The 13,083-nt window shown below is 66.0% G+C and carries 10 protein-coding genes; 5 read left to right on the forward strand and 5 right to left on the reverse strand.

Features of this window, described 5'->3' with window-relative positions; translation table 11 throughout:
• Positions 1 to 54 precede the first annotated feature (54 nt).
• The 4 genes from CSC70_RS08965 to ndk are packed head-to-tail and all read right to left on the reverse strand — an operon-like array spanning position 55 to position 3,347.
• Positions 55 to 885 carry a helix-turn-helix domain-containing protein gene (locus CSC70_RS08965; protein WP_162456338.1) on the reverse strand — a complete coding sequence of 277 codons (831 nt, stop codon included), beginning with the start codon at positions 883 to 885 and terminating at the stop codon, positions 55 to 57.
• Complete coding sequence (gene pilW / locus CSC70_RS08970) at positions 882 to 1,679, reverse strand: type IV pilus biogenesis/stability protein PilW (RefSeq protein WP_425501565.1); 798 nt, start codon at positions 1,677 to 1,679, stop codon at positions 882 to 884. The genes CSC70_RS08965 and pilW overlap by 4 nt, the downstream gene beginning before the upstream one ends.
• Positions 1,680 to 1,686: 7 nt before the next feature.
• On the reverse strand, positions 1,687 to 2,904 hold the full coding sequence (gene rlmN, locus CSC70_RS08975) for a dual-specificity RNA methyltransferase RlmN (protein ID WP_162456578.1): 1,218 nt from the start codon (positions 2,902 to 2,904) through the stop codon (positions 1,687 to 1,689).
• Positions 2,905 to 2,921: 17 nt separating this feature from the next.
• Positions 2,922 to 3,347 (reverse strand): nucleoside-diphosphate kinase, encoded by a 426-nt coding sequence (gene ndk / locus CSC70_RS08980; RefSeq protein ID WP_162456340.1) that lies wholly within the window; start codon positions 3,345 to 3,347, stop codon positions 2,922 to 2,924.
• 236 nt (positions 3,348 to 3,583) lie between these two features.
• Between ndk and CSC70_RS08985 the strand changes: the two genes are divergently transcribed.
• The 4 genes from CSC70_RS08985 (at position 3,584) to CSC70_RS09000 (ending at position 9,253) form a co-directional block, all read left to right on the forward strand.
• Positions 3,584 to 4,201 carry a TetR/AcrR family transcriptional regulator gene (locus tag CSC70_RS08985; RefSeq protein WP_162456341.1) on the forward strand — a complete coding sequence of 206 codons (618 nt, stop codon included), beginning with the start codon at positions 3,584 to 3,586 and terminating at the stop codon, positions 4,199 to 4,201.
• 52 nt (positions 4,202 to 4,253) lie between these two features.
• The gene (locus CSC70_RS08990) at positions 4,254 to 6,626 is read left to right on the forward strand and encodes a 3-hydroxyacyl-CoA dehydrogenase/enoyl-CoA hydratase family protein (RefSeq protein WP_162456342.1); all 2,373 of its coding nucleotides are present in this window, start codon (positions 4,254 to 4,256) and stop codon (positions 6,624 to 6,626) included.
• Between the two features lie 75 nt (positions 6,627 to 6,701).
• Positions 6,702 to 7,910, forward strand: coding sequence for an acetyl-CoA C-acyltransferase (locus tag CSC70_RS08995; RefSeq protein ID WP_162456343.1), 1,209 nt, complete (start codon positions 6,702 to 6,704; stop codon positions 7,908 to 7,910).
• A gap of 26 nt (positions 7,911 to 7,936) precedes the next feature.
• Positions 7,937 to 9,253: a hypothetical protein gene (locus tag CSC70_RS09000; protein ID WP_162456344.1), complete on the forward strand. Its 1,317-nt coding sequence runs from the start codon at positions 7,937 to 7,939 to the stop codon at positions 9,251 to 9,253.
• A gap of 186 nt (positions 9,254 to 9,439) precedes the next feature.
• Here the strand turns inward: CSC70_RS09000 and CSC70_RS09005 are convergent, their stop codons facing one another.
• Positions 9,440 to 11,806 carry a DNA translocase FtsK gene (locus CSC70_RS09005; protein ID WP_162456345.1) on the reverse strand — a complete coding sequence of 789 codons (2,367 nt, stop codon included), beginning with the start codon at positions 11,804 to 11,806 and terminating at the stop codon, positions 9,440 to 9,442.
• Between the two features lie 287 nt (positions 11,807 to 12,093).
• Here CSC70_RS09005 and trxB point away from each other — a divergent pair, with 287 nt between their 5' ends.
• Positions 12,094 to 13,059, forward strand: a complete 966-nt coding sequence (gene trxB / locus CSC70_RS09010; protein WP_162456346.1) for a thioredoxin-disulfide reductase — start codon at positions 12,094 to 12,096, stop codon at positions 13,057 to 13,059.
• The last annotated feature ends 24 nt before the right edge of the window (positions 13,060 to 13,083 follow it).

Raw genomic sequence — 13,083 nt, forward strand, 5'->3', positions numbered from 1 at the left:
TCGTTTCTTCTGTACGGATTGTTCGGGGTTGCCGGTGTCGCAGGTCCGCCCGGATCAGCGTTCGGCGGGCTCCAGCGAGCCTTCGGAGGATACCGTAAAGCGGGCCACGTTTGCCCGCTGGTACGGAGCGGTGTCTACCGTACTCCCGGCTAGCTGAACCTCGACCGCCGCGGCATTGCCCAGCACCACGTCACCCACCTCGCCCTTGCGGTAGCTGCGTTGATCGCCCGCCTCGAACAAGCCCTGTTCCACCAGCTCTCCATCCGGGCCGGAGACCTGAACCCAACTGTCGCCACTGAAACGCAGCGACAACGCCGGGGCGCTGCGTGGCAGCGGCGCCAGCGAGGCGGTGATCGGCGAAGCCTGCCGGCGCGAAGGGCCATGGACCTTGCCCGGGCTGGCCGCCGACGCGGCCGGGGTCACCTTGGCATCCACCGGAACGACCTCCAGCGAAGCGGTGCGACGGGCCTCGTTGCCCAAGTGCGGTCGGGTCGCCAGCCACACCGGGATCGCGATGGCGGCCGTCAGCACCACGTACACCGCGCGCCGGCCGATGCTTTCCAGCACCACCTGGTAATGCGGCGTGTAGGTATGGCTGACCAGTTCGGCCGGGCGTTCGAATCCGGCCTGCACCTGCGGCAGGTAGGGCTCGATGTCGAGCTTCAGGAAGCGGGCGTAGCTGCGCAGCTGCCCGCGCACGAATACCCAGGCGCCGAGCCGCTCCCACTGTTCGGCTTCCAGCGACTCCAGCGCCCGCACCTGCATTTTCAGCTGTTTGCCGACCTGCTCCAGGCTGAGGCCGGCCTGTTCCCGCGCCTGACGCAGCGCAGCGCCGACGCCGCTGCCCGCCATCGACGGAGATTGCATCGAACGAATATCGCTCATGGTCTTGCGGATTCCCCTGTGCTTGCAGCGCCAGCATCCGGAAACTCGGTCCGTAGCCGATCAAAATAGCGAGAGGCGGCAGCCTTGTCACCCAGTTTTTCCTCGATTTCGGCAGCCAGTCGCAATGTTTCCGGATTGGCCGGCGCCGCGGCCAGCCTGCGCTGGGAAAAGGCACGGGCGTCGAGGTACTGCCCCTGCCGGTACTTGAGCCCGGCCATGGCGGCCAGGGCGACGGCGTTCTGCGAATCCAGTCCGAGCGCGCCGCGCAGGTCGCGCTCGGCGCGTTCGGCCTGGCCGCTGTCCAGCGCGCAGCTGCCGGCATTGGCCAGCGCCGCCGCAGGCGTCGGGTAATTAGGGGTGGCCAGGGCGCGGTCGAACCACAGCAGCGATTCGGCCGGATAGCCATTGGCGCACAGCCAGGCGCCGTAGTTGTTCAGCGCTCCGCCCTGCCTTGGTGCCAGCTCGGCTGCGCGCTTGTAGTGCTCGCCGGCGCGCTCGGCATTGCCGCGACGCTCCTCGATGATCGCCAGCAGGGTATACGCATCGGCCGAATCCGGGCTTTCCTTCAGCACCGTGCGAGCCTCGCGTTCGGCGGTGTCCAGATCGCCGCTGCGCAGGCGCTGGGTGGCCAGGGCCAGCCGTTCCTGCACGGCCAGCCGCTGCTGGGTGGCTTCGCTGTCCTGGACGTTGTACTCGGACTTCGGCGGCTCGAAGCTTTCAATCTTCGGCGAGGGGCGGATGAAGGTCAGCCGCGAACAACCCGCGGCGAGCAGGGCCACGACCAGCAGCATCAGCACCAGCTCACGCCGCATGGTCGACTCCGCCCTGCTCCTGCAGCCGGCGCCGGAACTCGGCCTGGCGTCGGGTTCGGTCCATCACCTGCCCCTTCAGCTGGCCGCAGGCGGCGTCGATGTCGTCGCCGCGCGTGCGCCGGACCAGGGTCAGCACGTTGGCGTCGATCAGTATCTTCTGGAACGCACGCACGTCTTCTTCCGGCGTGCGCTCGAAGCGGGTGCCTGGGAACGGATTGAACGGAATCAGGTTGACCTTGGCCGCCTCGCGCGACTGCATGGTGTTGCAGAACTGCCGCATCAACCGGGCCAGCTGGCGCGCATGTTCGGGACGGTCGTTGACGCCGTGCATCAGGGTGTATTCGAAGGTGATCGAATCGCGGCGCGAATTGGCCTGCAGGTAGCGCACGCAGGCGTCCATCAGTTCGGCGACCGGGTACTTCTTGTTCAACGGCACCAGTTCGCTGCGCAGTTCGTCGTTCGCCGCATGCAGCGATACCGCCAGCGAGACGTCGCTCTCGACGGACAGGCGGTCGATCATCGGCACCATGCCGGCGGTGGACAGCGTCACCCGCTTGTTGGCCAGACCATATCCAAGGTCGTCGCGCATCACGCTCATCGCGCGCACGACGTTGTCGAAATTGGCCAGCGGCTCGCCCATCCCCATCATCACCACGTTGGTCAGGCGCCGCTGCTGGTGCGGCACGTTGCCGAGGTGGCGCGCAGCCACCCACACCTGGCCGATGATTTCGGCGGTGGACAGGTTGCGGTTGAAGCCCTGAGTGGCAGTCGAACAGAACTGGCAATTCAGTGCGCAACCAACCTGCGAAGACACGCACAGGGTGCCGCGGGTCTTGTCCGGGATGTAGACGGTTTCGATCGCGTTCCTGCCGTCCATGCCGAGCAGCCACTTGTGGGTGCCGTCGGCCGAAGGCTTGTCGAACTGCACGTCCGGCACCCGCACTTCTGCGCGTTGCTCCAGCTTGGCGCGCAAGGCCTTGCCAAGGTCGGTCATCTGCCCGAAATCGGTAACGTGGCGGTGATGGATCCACTTCATCACCTGGTGCGCGCGGAAACGCTGTTCGCCGAGGGTATCGGCGAACCAGCGTTCCAGCCCCGCCCGATCCAGTTCGAGCAGGTTCTGCCGGTCGGCGGGAACCGGCGCGGGAGTCGCCGCATCAGGCGCATTGCCCGATGTCGGTGCCCGTGTTGCCTGTTCCTCGCCAATCACGATCAATCCTCGTCTTAGCGCGCGTACACGTCGGTGCTGGGGAAGAAATAGGCGATCTCGACCGCCGCCGTTTCCGGCGCATCCGAACCGTGCACCGCATTGGCATCGATCGAATCGGCGAAGTCGGCGCGGATCGTGCCCGGCGCGGCTTCCTTCGGATTGGTCGCGCCCATCAGTTCGCGGTTCTTCAGGATGGCGCCTTCACCTTCCAGCACCTGGATCATCACCGGGCCGCTGATCATGAACTCGACCAGTGCATTGAAGAACGGACGCTCGCGATGCACGGCATAGAAGCCTTCGGCCTCCGCGCGCGAAAGATGTTTCATCTTCGCGGCGGCGATCTTCAGGCTGGCCTTTTCGAATCGCGAATAGATGTCGCCAATGACATTCTTGGCAACGGCATCTGGCTTGATGATGGACAGGGTGCGCTCCAGCGCCATGGGAATTGTCTCCGAAACGGGGCCGCAGGCGATCGCGAACGGCCAGATTAGCATGGAAAAACCCGCGTGTGGACGCGGGTTTAGCCGATATGGCTGCGGTAATTTTAGCGGATTGTTTTGCAAACGCACATGATTTTTTCGCCCCTTTTCGATCAGGTGCCGATCAGGCGATTGACCCGGTCCGGGATTGGTCCTATCATCAAACAAGCGTTTGAATGATCGCAAGGCGAGGGGCGATGACACATCCGCAGTTTTCCACCAAGGACCGCATCCTCGGCGCCGCCGAGGAACTGTTCGCGCAGCACGGCTTTGCCGGCACCTCGCTGCGCCAGGTCACCACCCGCGCCGACGTCAACATCGCCGCGGTCAACTACCACTTCGGCAGCAAGGAAAACCTGGTCAACGAGGTGTTCCGCCGCCGCATGGACGTGATGAGCGCGCATCGGCTGGAGCAGCTGCACCGCGCCCAAGCCGAGCGGCCGGAGGATCTGGAGGCGATCCTGGCCGCCTTCGTCGAACCGGCGCTGGCGATGGCCCAGGACCGCCACGGCGGCGGCGCCTTCATCCGCGTCATCGCCCGCGCCTACGCCGAGAAGAACGACAGCCTGCGCCAATTCCTGTCCGACCAGTACGGCCATGTGCAGCGCGAATTCGCCCGCGCCATCGCCGCCTGCCTGCCGGCGCTGAGCAAGCAGGAGCTGTACCTGCGACTGGACTTCCTTGGCGGCGCGCTGACCTATGCAATGGCCGACTTCGGCCTGATCAAGCGACCCGCCGGTGTCACCGAAGCGGAGCATCGTGGGCGCATGGCCAACGAACTGATCGGTTTTGCCGCGGCCGGCTTTCGCGCCTGAGCTATAGACAACTTCGAGAATAATTCCCTTTCTAAACAGATGGATGCCTATCATGTCTGAGAAACTGCTTGTACGCCGCGCCGCGGTCCTGGGGGCCGGCGTGATGGGGGCGCAGATCGCCGCGCACCTGACCAATGCCGGCGTGGACACGGTGCTGTTCGACCTGCCGGCCAAGGACGGTCCTGCCGACGGCGTGGTGCTGAAGGCCATCGCCAACCTCGGCAAGCTCAGCCCGGCCCCGCTGGCCAGCAAGTCGCTGGCCCAGGCCATCACCCCGGCCAACTACGACACCGGCCTGGAGCAACTGAAGGACTGCGACCTGATCATCGAGGCGATCGCCGAACGGATGGACTGGAAGCAGGACCTGTACAAGAAGATCGCGCCGTTCGTGGCCGAGCACGCGATCCTCGCCAGCAACACATCAGGCTTGGGAATCAACAAGTTGGCGGAAGTTCTTCCGGAACAGCTTCGCCACCGGTTCTGCGGCGTGCACTTCTTCAACCCGCCGCGCTACATGCACCTGGCCGAACTGATCCCCGCCAGCACCACCGAGCCGGCGGCGCTGGAAGGCCTGGAAACCTTCCTGACCACGCAGCTGGGCAAGGGCGTGGTCTACGCCAAGGACACTCCCAACTTCATCGGCAACCGGATCGGCGTGTTCTCGATCCTGTCGGTGATCCACCACACCGCGCAGAGCGGGCTGGGCTTCGACGAGGTCGATGCGCTGACTGGCCCGCTGCTGGGGCGGCCGAAGTCGGCCACCTACCGCACCTCCGACGTGGTCGGCCTGGACACCATGGCCCACGTCATCAAGACCATGCAGGACCTGCTGCCGGACGACCCGTGGCATGCCTACTTCAAGTCGCCCGAATGGCTGCAGGCGCTGATCGCCAAGGGCGCGCTGGGGCAGAAGGCCGGCGCCGGCATCTTCCGCAAGGTCGGCAAGGACATCGTGGTGCTGGATCTGGACAAGCAGGACTACCGCCCGGCCGAGCGCACCGCCGCCGCCGAGGTGGTGGAAATCCTCAAGCTGAAGAATCCGGCCGAGAAGTTCGCCAAGCTGCGCGAAAGCCAGCACCCGCAGGCGCAATTCCTGTGGGCCTGCTTCCGCGATCTGTTCCATTACAGCGCCTATCACCTGGCCGACATCGCCGACACCGCGCGCGATGTCGACCTGGCCATCCGCTGGGGCTACGGCTGGTCGCTGGGGCCGTTCGAGACCTGGCAGGCTGCCGGCTGGCAGCAGGTAGCGGCGTGGATCGCCGAGGACATCGCCGCCGGCAAGGCCATGAGCAGCGCGCCGCTGCTGGCCTGGGTCACCGACGGCCGCACCGGCGTGCACGCAGCCGACGGCAGCTACAGCCCGACCCGGAACGCCAGCGTGCCGCGCTCGGCGCTGCCGGTGTACAAGCGCCAGCGCTTCCCCGACCCGATGCTGGACGAGACGCCGGCGCCGGGCGAGACGGTGTTCCAGAATGACGGCGTCCGTCTGTGGACCGACGGCGACGGCATCGGCGTGGTCAGTTTCAAGACCAAGATGCACACGGTGTCCGACCAGGTGCTGGACGGCCTGCAGGAAGCCATCGGCATCGCCGAACTCAAGTTCGACGGCCTGGTGATCTGGCAGCCGAAGGAGCCGTTCTCGGCCGGTGCCGATCTGGCCGGCGCGCTGGGCCTGCTGCAGGCCGGCAAGGTGGACGCCTTCGAGGCGATGGTCGCCAACTTCCAGGCCACCAGCCAGCGGATCAAGTACGCGCTGGTACCGGTGGTTGCGGCGGTACGCGGGCTGGCGCTGGGCGGCGGCTGCGAATTCCAGATGCACAGCGCCCGCAGCGTGGCCGCGCTGGAAAGCTACATCGGCCTGGTCGAAGCCGGCGTCGGCCTGCTGCCGGCCGGTGGCGGCCTGAAGGAACTGGCGGTGCGCGCCTCCGCCGCGGCCGGTCCGGGCGGCGACGTGTTTGCCGAACTGCGCAAGACCTTCGAGACGGTGGCGATGGCCAAGGTCTCGGCCTCGGCGCTGGAAGCCAGGGAACTGGGGCTGATGCGCCCCGGCGACCTGGTGGCCTACAACACCCACGAAACGCTCTACATCGCCAAGCAGCAGGCGCGTGCCATGGCCGAAAGCGGCTACCGCCCGCCCCTGCCCGCGCGCCAGGTTCGCGTGGCCGGCGATGTCGGCATCGCCACCTTCAAGATGATGCTGGTCAACATGCTGGAAGGCCGCTTCATCAGCGAATACGACTACGAAATCGCCTCGCGCATCGCCAGCGTGCTGTGCGGCGGCGAAGTCGATCGCAATGCGGTGGTGGACGAAGACTGGCTGCTGAAGCTGGAACGCAGGCACTTCGTCGAACTGGCCCAGCAGGAAAAGACCCAGGCCCGCATCGCCCACATGCTGAAGACCGGCAAGCCGCTCAGGAACTGAGGTTCGGAAAGGTCACCTGCCGAGTCGCCTGCCCCCAAATCGCCTGCCCCGAATACCGAATCCCGGAGTCATCCCATGAGCAAACAAATCCAGGACGCCTACATCGTCGCCGCCACCCGCACCCCGGTCGGCAAGGCGCCCAAGGGCATGTTCCGCAACACTCGTCCCGACGAAATGCTGGCGCACGTGCTGAAGGCCGTGATCGCACAGGCGCCGGGTATCGACGTCAACCGCATCGACGACGCCATCATCGGCTGCGCCATGCCCGAAGGCGAGCAAGGCATGAACGTGGCCCGCATCGGCGTGCTGCTGGCCGGGCTGCCCAACACCGTGGCCGCGCAGACCGTCAACCGCTTCTGTTCCTCCGGCGTGCAGGCGGTGGCGCTGGCCGCCGACCAGATCCGCCTGGGCAACACCGACCTGATGCTGGCCGGCGGCACCGAAAGCATGTCGATGGTGCCGATGATGGGCAACAAGGTCGCCTTGAGCCCGGAAGTCTTCGCCAACAACGAAAATGTCGCCATCGCCTACGGCATGGGCATCACCGCCGAGAAGGTGGCCGAGGAATGGAAGGTCAGCCGCGAGGACCAGGACGCTTTCGCCCTGGCTTCGCACCAGAAGGCAATCGCCGCAATCCAGGCCGGCGAATTCCGCGACGAGATCACGCCCTACGAGATCGTCTCGCACCTGCCCGACCTGGCCGGCGGCGGCATCCTGACCCGCAACAAGCGCGTCGATACCGACGAAGGCCCGCGCCCCGAGACCACGCTGGAAGGGCTGGCCAAGCTGCGCACGGTGTTCCGCAACGGCCAGTTCGGCGGCAGCGTCACCGCCGGCAACAGCTCGCAGATGAGCGATGGCGCCGGCGCGGTGCTGCTGGCCTCCGAGCGCGCGATCAAGGAGTACGGCCTGACCCCGCTGGCGCGCTTCGTCAGCTTCTCGGTCGCCGGCGTGCGTCCGGAAGTGATGGGCATCGGCCCGATCGCGGCGATTCCGAAGGCACTGGCGCAAGCCTGCCTCAGCGAAGACCAGCTGGACTGGATCGAGCTGAACGAAGCCTTCGCCGCGCAGTCGCTGGCGGTGATCCGCGACTGCAAGCTGGACCCGTCCCGGGTCAACCCGCTGGGCGGCGCCATCGCCCTCGGCCACCCGCTGGGCGCGACCGGTGCGATCCGTACCGCCACCCTCGTCCACGGCATGCGCCGGCACAAAAAGAAGTACGGCATGGTGACGATGTGCATCGGCACCGGCATGGGTGCGGCGGGAATCTTCGAGGCGCTGTAAGGCCACCGAACTGGAGTCATCGTGCCATGGCGGCAAACGACTTCTGGAAACTTCGCGAAGCTCCACTGCACGAGTTCCAGGAAGCTGACTGGGAAGCCTACTACCCGGCCATGGCGCGCTGGCTCGCGCATGACGACGCAGATATCCGGGAAGCCTGTGTCGAACGCTTGGCGATGGCCGTACTGTCTGCGGAAGTGCGCACGTTGCCGCGCGACGATGGTGGAACCGAATCGGCCCGCCATCGTCTGTCCTGGTTGCTGGAAGTCCTCGTCCGGGCGCATGCCAAGCATACCGATGTGCTGGGATTCTTTCTCGACAATCTGCGCTACCACGGCGATAAAGAACCCTTCCTGACCCCATTGCTGGACTGGCTGCGGGCTCTGCACCGCGAACGCCCCTTCGGCATCAGTCCCGAGCACGTGGAAGGCATCCTGGTATTGATCACACCATGCGATGACTGGGACACGCAGGCCCCGCACTGGATCGCCCTGCTGGACCACCCTTCCGATTACGTGCGTGCCTGTGCCGCCTACCGGCTCGCCAATTGCGGTACGGACACCACTCCCGACACCGACACATTGTTCGCCCTGATCCAGCGCAAGGAAATCGAACGTCCGGGCATTGCCGGCCCGTTCTGGACAAACGCGCAATATCGCGCCGATGAAATTTCGATCGACCCGGCCGAATGGATGCTGGGCATTCTCGAACAGCGTCAAACCGACGAGCCTGCCGGCCTGCCGTTTTGCGGCATCGATTTCCATCTGCACGAATGGTGCAGCAACTCTCCGCAACTGGTAGAACGCATGCGCCGGGGGGGGCACTTGGCACTGGCACTGGAAACCGCCACGGAAACACGTGGCGTGGTTCAGGGCATGCTTCCCCAGTTGCTGGCGCTCGGCGACGAGGACGACCCACGCATCGCACATGCTGCCTGGTGGCATCTCGCCTTGTACTACCACACCCTGCATCCTCGCGCCCATGCCGACGAGCCGGGTATCCGCCATTTCCCGCTATGGCAGCCGGATGCGGACATGTTCGTGCTGCATGAAGTCTGGGACGACAAATGGCGCAACGTCATGGTGCTTTATCCAGCCAGGGAGGGCGAGGAATTCGACGATGTCCGCGCCTGGGCGCTGATCGACATGGTGTTACCGCCCGAGATCCGCGGCGCATTGGCGCATCACTTCCTGTCGGCGCACGATGCCCCGCCTGCACCCTTTCGGCTGGGTGACGACCTGCTCTTCGAATTCGAAACCGGCGCGCTGCTGAAAATGGAGGGCGACCCGGACCAGCGTCGTTGGCGCAGGCTCGAAATCGTCGGACGCGGCATACAGGAGCAATGAGGCCCGCCTGCTTCCATGGACGCCATTGCTTGCCGTAAACGGTTTGCCTGCCGCACATCCTGTGGACGGCAATCCTCTGCTGGATAGCGGCCACGATCATCCCCTTGGCCTTCTGGCTGCGCAGGGCTCATGTCGGAGGCACGCGGTTGATGCTTGTCGCACCTGTGCACGCTGAGGAACGAGCCCTCAGCGCGGCGGCGGCGCGAGTACCTGACGGTCGCCGTTATGCTCGGGCGGGCTGACCACGCCGGCCGCTTCCATCGCCTCGACCAAGCGCGCGGCGCGGTTGTAGCCGATCTTCAGCCGGCGCTGCACGCCGGAGATCGAGGCGCGCCGGGTTTCGGTGACGATCTGCACCGCCTGGTCGTACAGCGGGTCGGCCTCGGGGTCGTCGGCGCCGGCCGATTCCGGCAGGCCGGTCGCGCCGACCACCACGCCGTCGCCCATCACCTGCACTTCTTCCAGTACGCCTTCGATGTAGTCGGCCCGGCCGCTGGCCTTCAGGTGCTCGACCACGCGATGCACTTCGTCGTCGCTGACGAAGGCGCCGTGCACGCGCTCGGGCAAGGCCGTGCCCGGCGGCAGGTACAGCATGTCGCCGTTGCCGAGCAGGGTTTCCGCACCGGACTGGTCGAGGATGGTGCGCGAGTCGATCTTGGAACTGACCTGGAAGGCAATCCGGGTCGGCACGTTGGCCTTGATCAGGCCGGTGATGACGTCCACCGACGGCCGCTGGGTGGCCAGGATCAGGTGGATGCCGGCCGCGCGCGCCTTCTGCGCCAGCCTGGCGATCAACTCTTCGACCTTCTTGCCGACGATCATCATCATGTCGGCGAATTCGTCGATGAAGATGACGATGAACGGCAGCGGCTCCAGCGGGCGCGGGGCCTCGTCCAGATCGGGATTGGGCTTGAACAGCGGGTCCAGCAGCGGCTGGCCGGCGTCGATGGCGTCGCGCACCTTCTTGTTGAAACCGGCCAGGTTGCGCACGCCGACCGCGCTCATCAGCTTGTAGCGGCGCTCCATTTCGGCCACGCACCAGCGCAGGCCGTTAGCGGCCTCCTTCATGTCGGTGACCACCGGTGCCAGCAGGTGCGGAATGTCCTGGTAGACGCTCAGCTCGAGCATCTTAGGATCGATCATCAGCATCCGCAGGTCTTTCGGGCTGGCCTTGTACAGCAGGCTCAGGACCATGGCATTGACCGCCACCGACTTGCCCGAGCCGGTGGTGCCGGCCACCAGCAGATGCGGCATCCGCGCCAGGTCGGCGACCGTCGGCCGACCGGCGATGTCCTTGCCCAGCGCCAGCGTCAGCGGGCTGGCCGACTTGTCGTATTCCTTCGAGCGCAGCAGCTCGCTCAGGTAGATCATCTCGCGGCTGGTGTTGGGGATTTCCAGCCCGATCACCGACTTGCCCGGGATCACGTCGACCACGCGCACCGACTTCACGCTCAGGCCGCGGGCGATGTCCTTGTCCAGCGAGCTGATCTGGCTGACCTTGACCCCCGGCGCCGGTTCGATCTCGAAACGGGTGATGACTGGACCCGGATAGGCGCCGACCACCTCGGCGTCGATGCGGAAATCCTTCAGCTTGAACTCGATCTGCCGCGACAGGGTTTCCAGTGTCTCTTCCGAATAGCCCTTCGGCTGCGGCTTGGGGTCGTCCAGCAGGGCCAGCGGCGGCAGCCCGGAGCCGTCGCCGCCGGTACCGTGGAACAGCGGGATCTGCTGCTCGCGCTTGGCGCGGTCGCTCTTCTCGATCACCGGGGCCGGCGGCGGCTCGATCTTCACCGGCTCGCGGCGGGCGCGCTGCACCGCATCGGTCTTGCGCACTTCCTCGCGCTGCTCGCGCAGGGCGCGGGTCTGCTGCCATTCGCTGGCCTGCTTGCCGCTGCGACGCAACAGCGCCGGCAACGCCAGCACCCAGCCGCCGATGCGTTCCATCACCGCGAACCACGACAGCCCGGTCGCCAGGGTGATCGACACCAGCAGCAGCGCCAGCAGGAACAGATTGCTGCCCAGGCTGCCGAACAGGCCGTTCAGCGAACCACCGACCAGCCGTCCGAGGATGCCGCCGGCACCGGCCGAGAAACTGTCGGCCGACAGGCCGCGCATGTACAGCAGGCCAGTGGCGGCGATCACGAAACCGACCATGCCCACCAACCTCAACGCCGGACCGAGGTCGACGTCGCCATCGCCGTCGCTGTCCATGCCGAACAGCGCGATCCAGGCCACCGCACCAAGGATCAGCGGCAGCAGGAAGGCCACGTAACCAACGAAACCCAGCAGCAGGTCGGCCAGCTTGGCGCCGACGATGCCGCCCAGGTTGTGCACCGGCGCGGTCAGGCTGCCGGTATGCGACCAGCCCGGGTCGCTGGCCGAATAGGTGAACAGGCAGGCCAGCAGGTACAGCAGCAAGGGCGCGATGGCGATCAGGGCCAGGTCGCGCCACAGCCGCTGGCGTCGCGTCGGTGCGGCCGAAGCGCTGCGTGCGGTCGCCTTGCCTTCCTTGCCGTTCTTGGCCTTGCCGCGTTCCGAAAGCTGTTTCGCCACCTATGCCTGACCTTAGGAATATTCCGTTAGTGACTGATAATAAATGAATCCATCGCGGATTTCAGGTGCCGGAACGGATCCTCCGCGGCCAGTGCCGCCAACGCACCGCCCAAGCAAACCGTTGCTTGCCGCCTGCTCCCCTGCCTGTCCGCATCTGCGAGCGAATGGACCGGCGCATTCCACCGGACGCCTTGATTCGACCAGCCCGCATCGCCACTCTATGGACCTGCGTTGTGGTCCGCTGGAAACGCCGCAATGCCGTCCTTTCCGAACCGTTTCGAGTATACATGAGCCCCTCCGACGCCCCCGCCAAACACGCCCGCCTGCTGATCCTCGGTTCCGGACCGGCCGGCTGGACCGCCGCCGTCTACGCCGCCCGCGCCAACCTCAAGCCGGTACTGATCACCGGCTTGCAACAAGGCGGCCAATTGATGACCACCACCGAAGTCGAAAACTGGCCCGGCGGCGCCCACGACCTGCAGGGACCGGGGCTGATGCAGCAGATGCAGGAGCACGCCGAACGCTTCGAGACCGAAGTGATCTTCGACCACATCCACGGTGCGGACCTGTCCAGGCGTCCGTTCACCCTGACCGGCGACAACGGCAGCTACACCTGCGATGCCCTGATCATCGCCACCGGCGCCACCGCCCGCTACCTGGGCCTGGAATCTGAGGAGAAGTTCAAGGGCCGCGGCGTGTCCGCCTGCGCCACCTGCGACGGCTTCTTCTACCGCGACCAGGACGTGGCGGTGATCGGCGGCGGCAACACCGCGGTGGAAGAGGCGCTGTACCTGTCCAATATCGCCCGCAAGGTCTACGTGGTCCACCGCCGCGACGCCCTGCGTTCGGAAAAGATCCTGCAGGATCGTCTGTTCGCCAAGGCCGCCGAAGGCAAGGTCGAATTCGTCTGGAACCATGTCGTCGACGAAGTACTCGGCGACGAGGCCGGCGTGACCGGCGTGCGGGTGAAATCGGTGACCGACGACAGCACTCGCGACATCCCGGTGCACGGCTTCTTCGTCGCCATCGGCCACACACCCAATACCGGCCTGTTCGATGGCCAGCTGGAAATGGACAACGGCTACCTGCGGATCCGATCCGGGCTGGCCGGCAACGCCACCGCGACCAACATCCTGGGCGTGTTCGCCGCCGGCGACGTGACCGACCAGCACTACCGCCAGGCGATCACCTCGGCCGGCTTCGGCTGCATGGCGGCGCTGGACGCGGACCGGTTCCTGGAGAACGCAGGCTGACCGTCTGTTTGTCGTCCCGGCAGA

This window comes from Pseudoxanthomonas kalamensis DSM 18571 (assembly GCF_010211745.1).
GTDB classification, from domain to species: Bacteria; Pseudomonadota; Gammaproteobacteria; order Xanthomonadales; family Xanthomonadaceae; genus Pseudoxanthomonas_A; species Pseudoxanthomonas_A kalamensis.